General features: G+C 44.4%; 17 protein-coding genes and 2 pseudogenes. 6 read left to right on the top strand and 13 right to left on the bottom strand.

Translation table 11 applies throughout. The features are described 5' to 3' along the window. Positions 1–1,488: 1,488 nt before the first annotated feature. Positions 1,489–1,704, bottom strand: a pseudogene (locus M1D59_RS01185) (ATP-binding protein); the annotation flags it as partial. A gap of 2 nt (positions 1,705–1,706) precedes the next feature. Here M1D59_RS01185 and M1D59_RS01180 point away from each other — a divergent pair. From M1D59_RS01180 to M1D59_RS01170, 3 genes and pseudogenes are all read left to right on the top strand, one after another. Then, positions 1,707–1,936: pseudogene (locus M1D59_RS01180) on the top strand (hypothetical protein); the annotation flags it as partial. A 37-nt stretch (positions 1,937–1,973) separates the two neighbouring features. Further along, on the top strand, positions 1,974–4,031 hold the full coding sequence (locus M1D59_RS01175; protein WP_458117718.1) for a thioredoxin domain-containing protein: 2,058 nt from the start codon (positions 1,974–1,976) through the stop codon (positions 4,029–4,031). A gap of 58 nt (positions 4,032–4,089) precedes the next feature. Beyond that, positions 4,090–4,356 (top strand): hypothetical protein, encoded by a 267-nt coding sequence (locus M1D59_RS01170; RefSeq protein ID WP_020449946.1) that lies wholly within the window; start codon positions 4,090–4,092, stop codon positions 4,354–4,356. A 118-nt stretch (positions 4,357–4,474) separates the two neighbouring features. On the opposite strand, the gene M1D59_RS01165 is transcribed toward M1D59_RS01170, so the two are convergent. From M1D59_RS01165 to M1D59_RS01150, 4 genes are all read right to left on the bottom strand, one after another. Further along, positions 4,475–4,666 (bottom strand): YbxH family protein, encoded by a 192-nt coding sequence (locus M1D59_RS01165; protein WP_003178500.1) that lies wholly within the window; start codon positions 4,664–4,666, stop codon positions 4,475–4,477. Positions 4,667–4,682: 16 nt separating this feature from the next. After that, entirely contained in the window at positions 4,683–4,931 is a 249-nt protein-coding gene (locus M1D59_RS01160) for a sigma-G-dependent sporulation-specific acid-soluble spore protein CsgA (RefSeq protein WP_003178498.1), read from the bottom strand. Between the two features lie 71 nt (positions 4,932–5,002). Then, positions 5,003–6,229 carry an MDR family MFS transporter gene (locus tag M1D59_RS01155; protein WP_105980643.1) on the bottom strand — a complete coding sequence of 409 codons (1,227 nt, stop codon included), beginning with the start codon at positions 6,227–6,229 and terminating at the stop codon, positions 5,003–5,005. After that, entirely contained in the window at positions 6,213–7,430 is a 1,218-nt protein-coding gene (locus M1D59_RS01150) for an ATP-grasp domain-containing protein (RefSeq protein WP_197407023.1), read from the bottom strand. The genes M1D59_RS01155 and M1D59_RS01150 overlap by 17 nt, the downstream gene beginning before the upstream one ends. Before the next feature lie 122 nt (positions 7,431–7,552). Here M1D59_RS01150 and M1D59_RS01145 point away from each other — a divergent pair, with 122 nt between their 5' ends. After that, positions 7,553–8,446 (top strand): LysR family transcriptional regulator, encoded by an 894-nt coding sequence (locus M1D59_RS01145; protein ID WP_145929771.1) that lies wholly within the window; start codon positions 7,553–7,555, stop codon positions 8,444–8,446. Positions 8,447–8,530: 84 nt separating this feature from the next. On the opposite strand, the gene M1D59_RS01140 is transcribed toward M1D59_RS01145, so the two are convergent. The 8 genes from M1D59_RS01140 to M1D59_RS01105 form a co-directional block, all read right to left on the bottom strand. After that, complete coding sequence (locus M1D59_RS01140) at positions 8,531–9,259, bottom strand: alpha/beta fold hydrolase (protein WP_458117717.1); 729 nt, start codon at positions 9,257–9,259, stop codon at positions 8,531–8,533. Between the two features lie 148 nt (positions 9,260–9,407). Continuing rightward, positions 9,408–10,115: a YjjG family noncanonical pyrimidine nucleotidase gene (locus tag M1D59_RS01135; RefSeq protein WP_020449940.1), complete on the bottom strand. Its 708-nt coding sequence runs from the start codon at positions 10,113–10,115 to the stop codon at positions 9,408–9,410. A 22-nt stretch (positions 10,116–10,137) separates the two neighbouring features. Next, the gene (locus tag M1D59_RS01130) at positions 10,138–11,085 is read right to left on the bottom strand and encodes an aminoglycoside phosphotransferase family protein (RefSeq protein WP_245117840.1); all 948 of its coding nucleotides are present in this window, start codon (positions 11,083–11,085) and stop codon (positions 10,138–10,140) included. Between the two features lie 63 nt (positions 11,086–11,148). Continuing rightward, entirely contained in the window at positions 11,149–12,018 is an 870-nt protein-coding gene (locus M1D59_RS01125; protein WP_039073120.1) for an aminoglycoside 6-adenylyltransferase, read from the bottom strand. A gap of 234 nt (positions 12,019–12,252) precedes the next feature. Beyond that, the gene (locus M1D59_RS01120; RefSeq protein WP_179289535.1) at positions 12,253–12,390 is read right to left on the bottom strand and encodes a hypothetical protein; all 138 of its coding nucleotides are present in this window, start codon (positions 12,388–12,390) and stop codon (positions 12,253–12,255) included. Between the two features lie 196 nt (positions 12,391–12,586). Then, a complete protein-coding gene (locus tag M1D59_RS01115; RefSeq protein ID WP_458117716.1) occupies positions 12,587–13,726 on the bottom strand; it encodes an erythromycin esterase family protein in 1,140 nt (379 codons plus the stop codon). 246 nt (positions 13,727–13,972) lie between these two features. Next, a complete protein-coding gene (locus tag M1D59_RS01110) occupies positions 13,973–14,392 on the bottom strand; it encodes a hypothetical protein (RefSeq protein WP_411202817.1) in 420 nt (139 codons plus the stop codon). A 73-nt stretch (positions 14,393–14,465) separates the two neighbouring features. Continuing rightward, positions 14,466–15,110, bottom strand: coding sequence for a DsbA family oxidoreductase (locus M1D59_RS01105; RefSeq protein WP_039073117.1), 645 nt, complete (start codon positions 15,108–15,110; stop codon positions 14,466–14,468). A 195-nt stretch (positions 15,111–15,305) separates the two neighbouring features. Here M1D59_RS01105 and M1D59_RS01100 point away from each other — a divergent pair, with 195 nt between their 5' ends. Together M1D59_RS01100 and M1D59_RS01095 are read left to right on the top strand one after the other, a co-directional pair. Beyond that, positions 15,306–17,042 carry an ABC transporter ATP-binding protein gene (locus tag M1D59_RS01100; RefSeq protein WP_144497537.1) on the top strand — a complete coding sequence of 579 codons (1,737 nt, stop codon included), beginning with the start codon at positions 15,306–15,308 and terminating at the stop codon, positions 17,040–17,042. 25 nt (positions 17,043–17,067) lie between these two features. Continuing rightward, a complete protein-coding gene (locus M1D59_RS01095) occupies positions 17,068–17,592 on the top strand; it encodes a DinB family protein (protein ID WP_025810870.1) in 525 nt (174 codons plus the stop codon). Positions 17,593–17,633 lie beyond the last annotated feature (41 nt).

Below are 17,633 nucleotides of genomic sequence, written 5' to 3'. Positions count from 1 at the left end.
TACAGCATGCCGTTTTCAAAAGCGTTCAATTCAGCCCACCTGTTTCCATCAGGAGGTGCAGGCCAATTTTTCACCGTTGAAGGGAGATTCTCTGCGTAATTCCATATTTCAATCACTTTATAACCAACGGCTTCGTCAGTTGTCTTCCAGCCTGGAACTTCAGATTCGTAAAAAAAATAACCTGAATTATTATATGCAGTTCCTCTGGCAGCACCTTGCTCAAAGCTGCCGTTAATCAGCGCTACCGGAGCTGGGCAAGGATTTTCTGCCGCTTGGGTTGCTTCCGTACTTTCCTCCGCATGCACCTGATTAGGCAAAACAGCAGCCGACAGATTGCTTGCGATTAATAGCAAGATTGCAAAAAACATTAGACATTTTCTGAGCTTCAGTTTGTAAGCTTTAGGCAGAAAATTTTTTTGCATCAATTCCTCACTCCAATAGTCATTTTTTCACAGACAATATTTGCTGTAACGGTTGCTGAAATATCATATTTCAACCTAATATTTTCAAATATGTTCTCAATATGACCCTCCTTTCAATAAAAACTTACCAAAATAGTTTTATATTTCACAATATAACAAAATATTGATATTTAAATTCAAATAATCGACAAATTTGTATATTTTTTATCTGTCGATTATTAATAAATGGAAATTATCAAGATGATTTAAGATCATTTTTATGACAGTTTATGAAACTATATTATTTTGAGAGTCTTGAATCCGAGCTAAATCTTATGACTAATCCGAGGCATGAACATTTGAGCTGACAAAGAGCTGTATCTTTCCTCCGCGATACTCGTTCCCAATTAAAAATCTTCCTTCTCTGTAAACCAATAGTACCAAGAAGAATGAAAACACTGAATGTGACGATACACTCAAATTTCGCAAACCGAATCAAAGCCAAGGAGCATCCAATATATAGTTTTTTTACCAATCCTATCTTTGTCTCTTCTTAGCTTTTTTTCATTCTTCAAGTCGGGTTCGCAATTCAGATGCTTTACATCTCATCAAAGATATTTGCTAATAATCGGGTTCATAAATTTCCAATTTTCCGGTTCATCATTTGTCTTTTTATGAAAATATTTGGTTCGTTTTATGAAAAAATGATAAGGGTCGTTTTTTAAATTTTTTTTGAAAACTGTGCATAATCTTGTCCAAGGAGGGAATGAAAAGAGGGGCCATGAAAAGGTTTTGAGTATTTTGCGGTTATTTTTACAATCAAAGATGCGAGGAAGTGCTGTTGTGCTTCCAAAACGTCTAATCGCGAAAAAAAGCCGATGCTCGTCAGCATCGGCTATTCGACTAGTATCTCTATGGCAAAATCAACAAAGCTGCAAAGTCGTTCGGTAACTTCACTTTGCTTCTGCTTTAAATTGGCTCAAATTTTAATGGGGATACAATAGAAATCAAAACAAACCCCTCATAAGCTATGAGAATGAAAAAACACCTTTCACAATGCCTAGGGAACTTTTAATCCCATAAGCCATTACATCCGGATTGGATGTTCAACAATAAAGCTTATCCAGCCTTCTTTATACTCCGCATGGATATGACCTTGATCAAGTTCAACAATTCTTTTTGAGATAGCAAGCCCAAGTCCGGTTCCTTGATTATCTGTTCTGGCCTTATCTCCCATGAAAAGCCGTTCAAACAATTTGTTTATATTGTTAACAGGGAATTGATCAACTTTGTCTGATACTTTTCCAGGGGATTAAGGAGATTAGGGCAAGTAAAACATCTTTATTTTTCAACCTTGTTCCCGGTGTAACGATGATTATTTCATTTGCTGATGGAACACAGATAAAGGTATTTCAAGTTATTGGTCTTTGTTAGTTATATTAGGTGTTTTAAATGCTTCGGGGATAATACGTATAATTTTAAAGAACAGTCAGCTGTATAAAGAAACAGGGATTATTTTTGAAAAAATGTGTTAAGTTAAATATAAACTAATTATAGGAAGAAGGTGATCCCATGCCAAACAAAAGTAAACCCAATAGATTAATCGCTGAGAAGTCACCATACTTACTCCAACACGCCCACAACCCCGTTGACTGGTACCCCTGGGGCGAAGAAGCCTTCGAAAAAGCGAAACGCGAAAACAAGCCGGTACTTGTCAGCATCGGTTATTCGACTTGTCATTGGTGCCATGTCATGGCTCATGAAAGCTTCGAAGATGAAGAAGTTGCGAAGCTCCTGAATGAAAAATTCGTCTCTATTAAAGTGGACCGCGAAGAGCGGCCTGATGTGGATTCAATTTATATGACGATCTGCCAGATGATGACGGGGCAGGGCGGCTGGCCGCTGAACGTGTTTTTAACGCCTGATCAGAAGCCGTTTTATGCGGGTACATATTTTCCGAAGACGAGCAGGTTTAACCGGCCGGGGTTTGTTGAAGTGGTGAAGCAGCTTTCCGATACTTTTGCGAACAACCGGGAACATGTTGAGGATATTGCCGAAAAAGCCGCCAACAACCTGAGAATCAAAGCGAAAAGCGATGCCGGCGATTCGCTCGGCGAAGACATGTTGAGACGGACGTATCAACAGCTGATCAACAGCTTCGATGCGGCGTACGGCGGTTTCGGAAGCGCACCGAAATTTCCGATCCCCCATATGCTGGCATTTCTGCTTCGCTATCATCCATACAGCGGCGAGGAGAACGCGCTGTACAGCGTGACGAAAACGTTGGACAGCATGGCGAACGGCGGCATTTACGATCATGTCGGCTACGGGTTCGCCCGCTATTCGACAGACGACGAATGGCTCGTTCCCCACTTTGAAAAAATGCTTTACGATAATGCTTTATTGCTGATCGCATATACTGAAGCCTATCAAATCACGAAAAACGAACGGTATAAACAGATTTCCGAGCAGATCATCACATTTGTCCGCCGCGAAATGACCGATGACAAAGGCGCTTTTTATTCAGCGCTTGATGCCGACACAGAAGGCGTGGAAGGCAAATATTATGTGTGGTCAAAAGACGAAGTCCTCGAAACGCTCGGGGATGAACTAGGCGAATTGTATTGCGCTGTTTACAACATCACGCAAGAAGGGAATTTTGAAGGCCACAATATCCCAAACTTGATCTACACCAGGCTGGAAAACATCAAGGATGAATTCGCGCTGACAGATGAAGAGCTTCAGAACAATCTTGAAGAAGCGAGAATAAAACTTTTTGAAAAACGGCAGGAAAGAACGTATCCCCATGTCGACGACAAAGTGCTGACATCTTGGAACGCTCTGATGATCGCGGCTCTTGCCAAAGCGGCGAAAGTCTACAATGCGCCCGAATACTTGGAGATGGCGCGAGCTGCAGTCGCGTTCATCGAGAATAAATTGATTCAAGACGGACGCGTCATGGTCCGCTACCGTGACGGCGAGGTGAAACATAAAGGGTTTATCGATGACTACGCCTTCCTGCTGTGGGCCTACATCGAATTGTATGAAGCATCACTTGATTTAACCGATTTGCGAAAAGCCAAAAAGCTCGCAGAGGACATGACGGGGCTGTTCTGGGATGAAGAGCACGGGGGTTTTTATTTTACGGGAAACGATGCCGAGGCTTTGATCGTGCGGGATAAAGAAGTATACGACGGCGCCCTCCCGTCCGGAAACGGCGTCCTGGCCGTGCAGCTGTCCCGGCTTGGTCGGTTGACCGGCGATTTAACGCTCCATGATCAAGCGGCAAAAATGTTTTCTGCATTCAATGGAGATGTCTCCGCTTATCCGAGCGGCCATACAAACTTTCTCCAAGGCCTGTTGAGCCATGTCATGCCGCAAAAAGAAATCGTTGTGCTCGGAAAGCGCCATGACCCGGACAGACAGAAGATCGTAAGCACTTTGCAGCAGGCTTTCCAGCCGAATTACGCCGTCCTCGCCGCAGAATCGCCTGACGATTTCAAAGGGATTGCCGATTTTGCGGCCGAATACAAAGCAGTCGATAACAAAACGACTGTCTATATTTGTGAAAACTTCGCCTGCAGACAGCCGACGACGAATATAGACGAAGCGCTCGATCAGTTGGTTTAAACGGATGCCATCATGGGAATAACATCTGCAAACACCTAATCAGAAAGGGGTTATGACCATGAAGCAAAAGAATCTGATCTCAGGTCTCGCCGTTGCCGCCGGAGTCACCGCATATATGCTCAAAGACGAAACAAGAAGACAAAAACTGAAATCGTACTTGCAAAGCGTCAAAGAAAAGATCCCTTACTTTTCGGAAAAACACAACGTAGATTCATTCCCGGTTGAAAAAGCAGGCCATCCGTCTCCGCATGATATCGAAGATAACAAAATGGTATCGGAAGGATCCATGTACCCTGTTCAATACTACGATGAAAAGAAAAAATAGCGATGCATGAGCTGTCATATTTATGGCAGCTTTTCTGCTGCAATTGTAAAAACTGCAAGCGGATGATAGATATCAAAATCCAAAAATAAAAGCCGCCCGTCGGCAGCCTCTTCAAACCTTATATTTTATTTTCATAGCAATAATGATTGACAAGCTCTTCAATTAAATCATGTTCTGGAAACTCTCCGTGAAACTCAAAGGGAATCTCCTCGACAAACCGGCCGCGCCGGTATACATGGATGGCGCCGTTTTGTCTGGTCACGCTGTATTCCGGTTCAAACGTGTATCCGTTCCGCTCTATTGCACCCATTGTTCATGCCCGCCTTTCAAAACAACAGTTCATACACTTCGTTTAATTCTCTTGTTCGTTTATGGTCCTGTTCATTCAGCGCATATTTCATCTCATGTTCAAGCACTTGATTCAGAAATTCCATTTCCCGCTCCTCCAAGTGCTCGACAAACTCTTCTTCATTGGCATATCGCCCGGAAACGATTTTTCTGTAAATGTTTTGTCCTATGCCGTGTTCAAGGTGATTCGACAGTGACTCACGGAGGTAGCCCAATGTTGTGTCCATGATTCAATCTCCTTTTTTACCTTATAGGTTGGGTGAATTCTTGATGATTCATGCATGAGCGGCCTAAATTTTCAATAAGAAAAAGGCGATACACCATGATGCTGTGCAGATAAAAACTTTCTCCTTCCCAGATGGTAGGCACCTAGAGCGAAGAAGACTGAACACGCAGCAATGAGAAAGACGGCTTTTCCCCCGTACAAGGCAAGCATCATTCCCCCCAGCCAAGGCCCTAAAAATTCACCGATGTTGTATAAGTTTTGCATGCCGTAATACGCGCCCTTCATATGATCCGGAGCAAGCTCGTCCAAAAGGACATTCATTGAAGGAAAACATAAAATTTCGCCGATTGTCAGAACAAACATCGAAAGCATAAAAACAATCCAGCCATTTGCGACAGAAAAACCGACATTCCCCAACATGCAAAAAACGGTTCCAATTGATATTGTTGTTAAGGATTTATACTTCTCAAATAAACGGGTGAGCGGCACTTGTAAAAGGATGACCGTCACTGCGTTTAACGTAATTAAAGTCGAAAATATTTTAACTCCGTTTGCAAAGTCGTTATTTAAATACTGCAGCAAGGTACTTTCCATTTGCGAATAGCTGAATAAAAAAAGGATGCCGCCGGCTATGTAAAATCGAAGAGCCTTGTCTTGCTTTAACGTTTTTAAAACGGAACCTGCCTGAATTTTTTCAGAAGCGGTTTTTGTCTCTTTCACCGTGATCAGCCGAATCATCATCAAGCTTAAAAGTGCAGCATAGCCAAAATAGACAAGCCCTGTGATGATAAACGGCGTTCCGGTTTTGGCAAGACCGAAATAAGTGCCCAATAAAGGTCCGACAGCGGCTCCAATATTAATGGCCAAATACCGCAAAGAGAAAATGCGGAATCTCATCTCCCGTTCCGATAACTCAGCCATCAAAGCCTTTGACACAGGTTCAAAACACGAATGGCAAAGCCCGCTTAAAATATTTAGCAATAAAAACCACATGAAATCATGGACAAGTCCAAAAAGAATGAATACAAAGCTCCAAATGAAAATGGATGAAAGCATCACTTTTTTTCTGCCGATTTTATCTGAAAGCGCTCCCCCGACTACCCCTCCTACAGTGCTTGAAAAATAGCCGAAACCGATCACAAGCCCGATGGTTCCAAAATCGGATCCCGTTTTCATATGAAGATAGAGTGCCAAAAACGGGGTTGTCATCGACTTAGCCGCCTTTGTGACAAGCGTGCCTATCAGCAAAAATCGGATCAACGGGTGAAGGCGGCTGAATACTTTAAATTGCGCAAACATCCGAAGTCTTTTCCCATTCGGTATGATCATAAAACCACGTTGCAAGCCAGCTGATGCGGCCGCTTAATTCGGCTTCTGTGTGCCCGGTAATCAAACAGCCTGCAATTGCGTCTACACTGGAAGACGAGCCGTGGAACCTGTCTCCGGCTTGAGCGAAAATATTTTGTTGCGCTAGCCAGTCTGTAGCTGGTGCCGGCTTGATTTCTTTCAGCACGCCGTCTTTTGGTGGAATCAACAGCCAGCCGCTTAGGCGGCGCGGATTGTTGTTCACCGCCGGAATATGAAAGTCCAGGCCGCATTGCGCTTTAACACACGCTTCATTGATATCAAAGCCGAAAGTCTGCGCAGTAGCTTCACGGACCATAGCGCCGCCGGTTCTGCTGGCCACTTCACAAAACACCAGTTCATCATCCGGTGTATGAAACACTTCAGCATGGAATGTTGTAATATCCGGAACAGGAAGGGCAGCAAGCGCTTTTTGAACAAAATCAATCAACCGACGGGTGAGCGGATTTTCCCGTTCAAGCTGGAGGCTGCCTAAAAACTGTTGTTCCTGAAAAGCCAGACATCCGTTGATATAACGCGACGGCCAGCTGAGGACAGTCTCTCCATCAAGGATCAGACCGTCTATATGATACATATCCCCTTCGATAAACGACTCAACCTCCAGATGATCAGGAAGACCTTTCGAAAGAAAATTCCACACGTCCTGCCGATGCCTTAAAACGGTTGTATCAACAGACCCCGATCCGCAAATAGGCTTAACGACCACAGGAAAACCGAAAGTTTGAACAAACGTATATAAGTCGGCCGCCGAGTCGATTTTCTTAAAGTCCGGAACCTTTACACCGGATTTTCTGACCTGCTCTTTCATTAATATTTTGTTGCGGAACAACAGAGCGCTTTCGTAAGACTGCCCTTTTATACCCAAAAGCGACCTCAGCTTCCCCGCCCTCAACATATCAAATTCTGATGATGCAATAATCGTTTTAAAGTGATACGTTTCATTCAGCTCCAAAGCACGCATCTCGATGCATCCATTAACCGGATAATCGTCAAACGCTTCGATCACATCATAATTTCTGCATTCATCCGCACGATCGGTTGAAGTCAGCATGGCCACCGGTTCGTTCAATTCCTCCAGCCATACATCATACGGAGACTTGCAATAAGCTGTTTTATTTAGGATAAGCGTACTCATAGCCGTTTCTCCTTTCTTGTAAAACATGTTGTTCAACTTTATAATAGTAAAAGTATTTAGATAACTCTAATATATCTTTATTTGATATTGATAACTTTTATTTATAAATAGAGGTGTGAAATATGAATCTTCATGCACTGCGATTGTTCTATTCGGTCGCGGAAACAGGCAGCGTCACCCAAGCTGCCAAACAGCTAAACATCAGCCAGCCTGCCGTCACCTCCCAAATTAAGAAATTAGAACGCGAGATCGACTGTACCTTATTCGTTCCTAAAGGCAGGGGGATTCTGCTGACACAGTCCGGCGCAGAGCTTGCAAAACAGGCAAAGCGGCTGTTTTCACTTGAAAAAGAAATTGAATTGTACGTGGAACAGTTAAGGGAAGGGTCAATTGGAAAACTGCGTATTGCCGCCACCTTCCTCCCCGCCAATTATTTGCTGCCAAGATGGCTCAGCCGCTATAAACAGCAATTTCCCAAGACAGAAGTTGAAATCACGACAACGAACTTTCAAAAAGCTTGTGAACAGCTGATCAACTATGAAGCGGACATTGGCCTGATCGGCGGGACAACGGAATTCGATACTTTCATAAAAGGGACGCTGCTTTTAGAAGATGACATGCTGTTTGTCGTCAATAAAAATCATAGGCTTGCATCACAGTACACGACATTGGAAGAAGTGGTGAAAGAACCGTTTATCTTTCGTGAAGAAGGAAGTCTTTCCCGGGAGAAATTAATTTCTTTATGCACATTGCATCATGTCGACAAACCCAGAATAGGTATACAAATAAACGGATTGAATGAAACGATCAGAACGGTTATGGAAGGTTATGGAGTCGCTTTCACATCCTCTCTTGAAGTAAACGAATATATTGACCGGGGAGATATAGCGCGGGTTCATGTCGAACAAGTCGATTTAAAAAATCCTATTTCATTATGCATTAGAAGAGATGATCACCTTGCTCCTTCCGCCAGCAACTTTATTCAAATGATTCAAACGGCTTCGTATAGGCCTTAGCCGGCAAATGAAGAAACGGGTTAAAGCGCTTTAAAGGAGAGGATCATAAACAAAAAAAGCTCTCGCAAAAAGCGAGAGCTTTCTTTATGATTTGATCCAGTCAAGCATCACGTTCACGATCTCCTCCTGCTGTTTAACAGCTGGGATCTTCGCGGGACGATCCCCCCTTTGTTCGCCGTACATACCAAATTGGGCGTGGTTTCCCCCTTTGATTTCCTCAAACACTGTTGTATCAGGCAGGTTCTTTCTGGAGGCTGCTGTTTTTTCTTGAGTTGAAAGGCCATCGCGTTCACCTGATATAGAAAGAACACGGTACGGCGCACTTTTTATCGATTGCGAATCAGAAGGATAGGAGGCGAGAAAATAAAGCCCGTCAATCTTATCTGGATGCTTTTTGGCGTACATGGCTGCTGCCGCACCTCCTAAAGAATGTCCCCCGAGATACCAATGATCAATATTACTGTTATCTTTTATCATTCTTTCTGCTTGACTCGGATTGAATATGGCCAAAGAAAAAGGCATGCGCGGGATAAAGACACTGTAACCATTTTGTTTCAGCTTTTCGCCGATGTAAGCATAAGCAAGCGGTTCAACTTTTGCCCCAGGATATAAAATGATCCCGGTATTTGCCCCATCCGCTTGAAAAGTGTAAACACCGTTTTTACTTTCGACTTGATCAAGGTTGATCATCTTTTTGAGTTTGTTTGATGGTTCATATGTGAAACGGCTCCACACAAAAAACGCGCTGAATAACAGAACAAAAACTGCGACTAACGAAAAAACCGCAGTTTTCAAAACCTTTCTTCGTTGCATGTTTCACCAGTCTTCCTCTGCTTGGTTTTAATTTAGCTCCCGGAAAATCCACCGCAACTCGGCCGTCGGAAGTTCAGCTTCCGCATCCTCCCTGTTGCAGTTTGCATACAAAGGTAATGGAAAACCGATTTACTCGTATCGGCAGCAATCAGGCCGAAGGTACTTTTCCATGATTTAAAATGTGCTGGAGTTCATTAAGCCTTTGAATTTGATAAGTCGGCTCAATGTCCGTATGATTCGCTGACATGTCTGGATTCATCCAGCATGTATCCAATCCGGCCAGCCGCCCCCCTTTTATGTCCGCTGTCAATGAATCCCCGATGATCAGCCCTTGATCGGCAGAAAAATGAGGAATTCGTTCAAAAACGTAATCAAAGTATTCTTTCATCGGTTTTTGAAAACCGGTGTCCTCTGAAACAAAAATCCCTTTAAACATCGGGTATAATCCCGAAGCTTGCAGACGCTTATACTGCGTTTTTGAAATACCGTTCGTCACGATATATAAATCATATTGATCCTGCAGGCTTTCAATTAATTCAAAAGCGCCGTCTATCAATTGATGCCCTTCTTCAAGGAAGCTGCGATACTTCTCCTCAAGCAAAACGCCGTCAGCCTCTAGACCATATTCTTTGAATAAAAGGGAAAAACGCGTATTTACCACTTGGCCGCGGTCTATCTCCCCTTTTTCAAACGCCCTCCATAAACCTTGATTGATACGTCTATAATTCGCTTCTATTTCAGCTGTTAAAGGAATTTGCTGTTCCTGAAAAAGCTTCCGCAGTGCTGACTTTTCCGCTGCACCGAAGTCTAATAGTGTGTCATCCACATCAAAAAATAAAGTACGATAATTTTTCACAGATGTTCCTCCATTTAGCTTTTTAACAGTCGATCTTGCTGTCCTCTATGGCCTCAAGCTCGTTTTTCAGCAAGCTCATCGTCTCTGCCTTTTCATTTTCTGTCTGAATGTCAAACGCCAGCTGCTCTGTAAACTCCCATATGTCCTCCAGTCTTCGCCTGATCTGATAAAACCGCAATGCGTTCTGATCAATTTCAAACCCTTTATGAGTCTCGCGATAAACCCGCAAAAACTCTTGTACATACGGTTGATTGGCAAAAAACATCAGATCCGCTTCAACAGGGGCCAATTTCAAGCCCTCCCAATCGATCAAAATCAATTCCCCGCCCGTTTTCATCATATTACATCCATGAATATCTGTATGGCACAAAGCCAATCTTCTGTCGCTGCATTTCAAATCATCCGCCAGGGACAAGGCTGCCTCCATCATCTCGCGGATTGATCCGATGTAGGGTTGAATGAGTGGCGCCAGCTCACAAGGAAGGTGATCAAGCCATTGTTTCATCTCGCCTAAAAACGAAATATCATAGTTTTCTTTTATTCTTTCTGTCTTCACCGGGATCGTCTCGTCATATCGGTGCAGCTCCGCTATGATGCTGGCGAGCTTCTTCGCGCAGCCTTTGCCGAGCGGCCGGCCACCAATGGTTTCCCCGGCGATGTATTCATAAAGCACATAAACCGCATCATCATCTTCGCACTTGTATTCTCCATTTGTTGTTAAAAGCGGCACAGGCAGCTTCCCGCTGAGAGCGGTGCGGTCACTCAGCCACCTGAGAACAGGCATATAATCATCAATCAGAGCCGTCCATTTCGCTGTCGATGCCCTATTTTTATCATACACTTTTAGAAAGAAAGCGGCTTTTCCATCGGTTACTTGATAAGCGAGTGCTGTCCATCCCCCTTGCTCGGGAGAAATGTTCACACTGTCGATTCCATAATGCTCCTTCAATATTTTTTTAAGACTGAACATGGCGTTCACCTCCGCAAAAAACACACTCCCGGCTCACCTGCCGGGAGTGCGGCCATCATCTGATTAGTCAATTACCTTTGCATCAGGCTTCAGCTGCTGAACGCGTCTCACGTACTGTTTGACTTTCTCGGCTTCTGCGAAAAGATATTGTTCAGCCAGATGTTCAGCGACTGCTGCCGCTGTCTCTTCAAACAGATCCCACATCTTAAACAAACTGTTCCATACACGCTCATAATCAGCTGGCGGATACGTCTCCAAAAGCCTTTCCCACGTATTTCGATCAACATAGCGATCAAGAAACTTTGCATTCTTGCCTATGCTCAGCGAAAAGCCCGTTTCAAAACCGACCTTCCATTCGAGCATTTTCAGCAGCATGGCCCTGACGAGGTTTAAATGATCGAGTGCATAAAGAATTTCCTGCCGCCACAACCCTTTGGCCACATATGTCGACGTCCACCAAAATTCATTGCAGCAGTCGGCGAAGCATTGCGGGGACGGTTTTTGCACCCAATATTCCCGATCCGTCGGCGGCGGGATAACGGGCAGGTCCTGATCCTTATCGAGCAGGATCACGGTTAATCCGTCTTCCCGGCAGTATTCCAGCTTTTCTTCAAGAGGCACAAGAATCAAATCAATGCGGCTGCCGTCAGTAAATAACATCAAATAAGAAAAGCGGTTGCCAAGCTCATTCGGAAACAGCTCCATCGCTTCCGGCGTCTGCATGATGATCCGCTCCCCAAAAACGTCAACCCAGCCCGGCTCATCAAGAAAAGACTGCATATCTGTTACAACATAGACCATATCATAATCGCGAAAAGGGTCTTTCGGAACATTCGGATTCGTCCGCGAACCGTTCATGCCGACCGCTCTAACGCGGTCGTCCTCCCGTGCGACCTTCAGCACCAAATCGATGATTTCCTGTTCTGTACGCATGTATATCAACCTCCTCTTTTTAATGGTTATAGAAAAACTTGATGAGGAGGTCCGCGATTACGCGGTTATATGAAATGCTCAGGAAACGTCGTCATCAATATACCCTCCCTCTTTTAACGAATGACTTTCAGATCGTCTTCAAGGCGATCCAGCTGTGAAAAAAGCCTTCGGCCATCCCTTTATCATGATTTGTTGAAGATCTTCCTCTCAAGAAACTGTGAACGCGTTACCAGTTTACCTTTGGAGTTCTTCATATTTCTCCTCAACCACCATCTCCGGCATCTCGGGAACAGGATTCCCTTCCTCATCTGCCGAACATATCTTTTCATGGATGTCCTGATAAACGACTTTACCAAAAGTTAATACGTCCATGAAATTACCCTGGGTCTGACTTGTGCACTCCATGCAATAATCCCATTTACCATTGAAAACCAAAAAAACAGCTTTCAGAGTTCCTCCCTTTGGCCGCCACCAGCAATTTAATATAACGAAAAAGTTCTTTTCCCAACAAAAAATTCCTATAAGCAGAGATCTTCACCTTAGAGGTTATGCTTAACCCGTCAACATCCTATTCAACATTAACAACTGCTGGGGTTACTTTTTTAAAGAATAAAACTCCGTCATACTGTTGAACCGGCTTGAAAGAAATACGCAAGCCTCCTCCCTCAAAAGCCTTCCACTTTTTTCCCCCCCACTTTGAAGCACATGGTATAAAAAAATTGGGATGGGGTGAATTGCTGAGCAGCCACTCCATGTGCTTTTTGTTAACTTTTTTGATAGGATGATCGCCTCCTTGGTTGTCACCCATTCTTCCTTCTCCCGCGTAAAGACCAATAACAAAACTGTCCTCTTTCATAAATTCCGGAAGGTTTTCTACAAATGATCGATATGGTGAAAACCGATTGACGCTGCTTTGTTTTTTGATGTGAAGGTTGTGAGCCCAAATGATAAATTTCTCATCAGGATAAACATGCTGAGATAAAAATTCAAGATTCTTCGCCATTAATTCATCACGATATTCAAACAATTTTGAAAAACCTTTTGTAAAATTCGCCTTAAAATAATTGAGTCTGTTTTTCATCGTCTGTAACACGACATCACGAAGCATAGCAGAGGGGAAAGTCTGTTTTTCAAGCTCCCTTATCAGTCCTTGGCCTATTCTTTCAATTTCTTCTACTGTTTTCCTAAAACGCCGCTTTAACATATAATCTTTATCGAGCATCTCATTTGTACGCGTATCAAATGTTACAAACGTTTTCCTGAGATCCCCTGTCAAATGCGAACGCATGTAGGAGGAAAAGTGCTTATCCATGCTCTGCTGAACATCAACGCCTGTTAAATGCAAAGGCTGCCGCTGTTGAGTTTCCTTCATATACTCAAACAAATCAAGCATAAATTCGTTTTGCCAAACTTTCCCGATGGAACCGGACATATTTTCTTTGGCACTAAGTTCTTCTGAAAGATAATTTCCTATGCTGCAATCTCCCAATTTACTTTCGAAAGCAAGAATACGAAATCCTAATTCCTGATGCAGATATTTGATCAAGCTTACCTTCGCCTCAATATATTCTTTGACGCAATGGCTGCTTTCACCAAGAAATACAAATCTTTTATTTCGCAATATCTCTTTTAAGGAGCCGAATTTGTAACCATCAATCCCCCCAATATTAATCGACTCATCTCTTATTTCATCAAATAAATCATTCACTGTTTTAGCCTCCTCCCACAATCGCTTGGTCATTGTTTGAATTGTACAATTTGGTGTAAAACCCTTGGTTGCGAATCAATTGTAAATGGTTGCCCATCTCTTGAATCTCTCCGTCTTTTAGCACTAATATGAGATCTGCATCCTTAATCGTACTTAGCCTGTGAGCTATGACAATGGCGTGCACTGATTGAACATCTAAATGAACCGGCCGAAAAAAGGTGTGAAAACCCTGCGCCAGCAAATGTTTTATTTACGAATCTTGACCAGCTGCCGCTCCTCAAAATAAAACATGCCGGCAATTTCATCGATGTATTTCTTTTTATCCAGTTTGACATGCTTGCCCAGCTGAAGAGCCTTTATATCAATGAAAAAGTCTAAGCGGTCGTCTTTTTCTCTGTCCTCCTCACCGTCCCAGCAAGAGTAAACTTCAATATCTTCGCCATCGGCAATATTTGAATTGATATAGCTGAATAGCGCTCGTATACCATTTCCGGGTCTATGCAAACAGCCGGTTGCCTCATACACAAACGGCTTGCTGAATTTTGTTTTGATCATTTCGTACCCTTGATCAAGCTCATCGATGCTAATCAAACCTTCTTCTGTTTGATCCAGGAAACTCCCCAGCGGAAGCTCCTGATCGGCTGCAATAAAATGATGGAGTGTCAACTGTCTTCCCTCTTCTTTCCGGTATAAAAAAGAACCCTATTAAAGGGTTCTTCAAATCGCTCATTTTTCCTGCTCAGCAGTTATTTCCGTCAAGGTCGCACTGCAAGCCGGCTGCAGGCTTTTGTTTGCTTTCTTTTTCAATCACCTGTTCAAACACTTCCCTCGCAGCGGCCCCGGCGATCCGTTCATTGCCAATGATAAAAGTCGGAACGGCCGTAATGCCTGCTTCTTCGTAAGCGTGTTGAAGCGCCTTCCGCTGCACGTCCTGATATGTTCTGGAGCTTAAAGCTTCTTTAAAAGCCTGCTCATCCAGTCCGGCTTCTTTAGCCAGCGCTGTTAATACGTCGATGTCTCCAATATTTTGATCTTCCTGGAAAAAGGCTTGATAAACCCGGTCATTGTACGCTTTCGCTTTACCGTGTTCTTTTGCAAAGTGATAGCCTTCATGAGCCAAATCTGTATAAGGATGCGGTGAGACGTTTGGCAGCTTCATGTTGACGTCCCAAGCCTCGATTCGCGGCTTAATGGCGCCGTCCCACATTGCCAATTTGGACGGGTCGTTTAACGGATCAAGCTGCTCAGATGGACGCGGCCTCAGTTCGAATGGCAGCCACTCGACTTCCACATCTTTGCCTTCGATCGCTTTTTCGAATTGGTCTTTTCCGAGGAAACAGAATGGACAGACATAATCGGAATATACTTTAATATTTATCGTCATGTTTTTTCTTCCTTTCTTATATGCAATCAACCATATGTAACAATAATAGTTACAATTATCTCTCCTGTCAATCTTTTTAGCATGAAGCTAAAATCGGCAATGATCGGGAACTTTCTGCTGTGTATATCGTAATATGATGAGTTACAGCTTGCGCCATCCACTTCTTTGACATTATATCGATAAGGAGTTTATCAAATGAAAACAGAAAACAACAATAGCATGAAACCGTTTTTCACCATGATTCTCACATCCGGCGTCCCCAGGCTGGCTTTAACCGTCGGTTTGGCCGCAAGCCTCGTCACTACATTGGTCGGCCTGTCCATTCCACTGTTGACAAGGGAAATGGTTGACGGCTTTTCCGTCCATTCGATCAATCTGGCCTTAGCGGGAATCCTTGCGCTCGTTTTTATTGTTCAAGCGGTCTGCGACGGGTTTTCGACCTATTTTCTTTCCTATGCCGGGCAAAAAGTGGTCGCTTCCCTGCGCGAGCGTATGTGGTTCAAGCTGCTGCGCCTGCCTGTCCGCTACTTTGACGAAAAGACGAGCGGTGAAACCGTCAGCCGTGTTGTCAATGACACCGGCATTGTTGAAAGCTTGATTTCCGACCATTTTCCGCAGTTTGTTTCCGGCATCATCACCATTGTCGGATCGGTGATCATTTTGCTGATCATGGATTGGAAAATGACACTGCTCATGCTGATCTCCGTTCCGATCACGACCTTCATCATGATCCCGCTCGGCATGAAAATGCAGCGCATCTCCAAAACGCTGCAGGATGAAACAGCTTCCTTCACCGGACATGTCCAGCAGACATTAAGCGAAATCAGATTAATGAAAGCATCAAACGCCGAGCATACAGAAAAAATGAAAGGGCTATCAGGCATTTCGAAGCTCTTTCAATACGGACTCAAGGAAGCCCGTATATTCGCGCTCGTCTCCCCGTTTATGCACCTTGTCATTATGATTGTGATCGTCGCCATCATCGGCTACGGCGGCATCCGCGTCTCTGAGGGGACGATGTCGGCAGGTTCACTGATCGCCTTTTTGCTTTATCTGTTTCAAATCATCTTCCCGATCACATCGTTCACAATGTTTTTCACTCAGCTGCAAAAAGCAAAAGGGGCAACAGAGCGGATCATCGAGATTTTGCATACTGAAGAGGAAGAGGGCCAGGAAGGACTTGAGATGGACATCTCCAATCTGCCGATACGCGTCGAGAATGTATCTTTCTCTTATGGCGATGACGAGCCTGTCTTGCGGGAGGTATCTTTTGACGTCGATCCCGGGCAGATGATTGCATTTGTCGGTCCGAGCGGCGGCGGAAAAACGACGATGTTCGGCCTCTTGGAACGATTTTACGAACCGGACTCAGGGGTCATTAATATCGGGGAAACACCGATCAACAAGCTGTCGATGAAATCGTGGCGCAGCCAGATCGGCTACGTATCTCAAGACAGCCCGATGATGTCCGGCACCATCCGTGAGAACTTATGCTATGGCTTGGACTACGCCGACAGCATTGACGATCCAGAACTGTGGAAAGTCGCGGAAATGGCTTATGCCGACACATTTATTAAACAATTTCCAGAGCAGCTTGATACGGAAGTCGGCGAACGCGGCGTCAAGCTGTCCGGCGGACAAAGACAGCGGATCGCCATCGCTCGCGCCTTTCTGCGTGACCCAAAAATTTTAATGATGGACGAAGCGACAGCCAGCCTCGACAGCCAATCAGAAGCCATCGTCCAGCAGGCGCTTGCCCGCCTCATGGAAGGCCGCACCACCTTCGTCATCGCCCACCGGCTATCGACAATCGTGAACGCGGACCAAATTATATTTATCGAAAAAGGCGAGATCACAGGGCGGGGGCGGCACCACGAGCTGATTGCTTCGCATGCGCTGTATCGTGAGTTTGCGGAGCGGCAGTTGACGTGAACTTTTATGAATGGAGGTCATTCACATGAACTTTCAACTCGAGGAAGCAATCGAAATCCTGGAGCGCACACCACAAACGCTGAGTCAGCTGCTGACCGGATTATCAAGTCCCTGGATCAGCTGCAATGAAGGCGAAGACACGTGGAACGCCTTTGATGTCGTCGGCCATCTGATTGAAGGAGAAAAAAACAATTGGTTGCCGCGCATCAAATTGATCGTGACAGAAGGAGCAACGGAACCTTTTCCGCCGTTCGACCGCTTCAGCCAGTTGAATCAAAACGACGGAAAAACGATGGAACAGTTGCTTAACGAGTTTGCAGATATCAGACGGGCGAATCTGAAAACATTACAGCAGATCATTGATCCTGAAACCGACTTCGAACAAACGGGGATGCACCCTGAGTTTGGAATCGTCAAACTGAGAGAACAGATCTCGACATGGGTTGCCCACGACCTTACTCACATCTCGCAAATTGCAAGAGTGCTGGCGAAACGGTATCAGGATGATGTCGGCCCTTGGAGGGCTTATTTGCGGATTTTAGCGGACTAAATAAAAAACACCCGCTCGTTTTACAACGGGCGGGTGTTAGA

It is taken from the genome of Bacillus sp. PK6-026, from assembly GCF_054161455.1.
The sequence above is the reverse complement of the archived record's forward strand: the minus strand, read 5'-3'. Positions and strand labels throughout refer to the sequence as shown.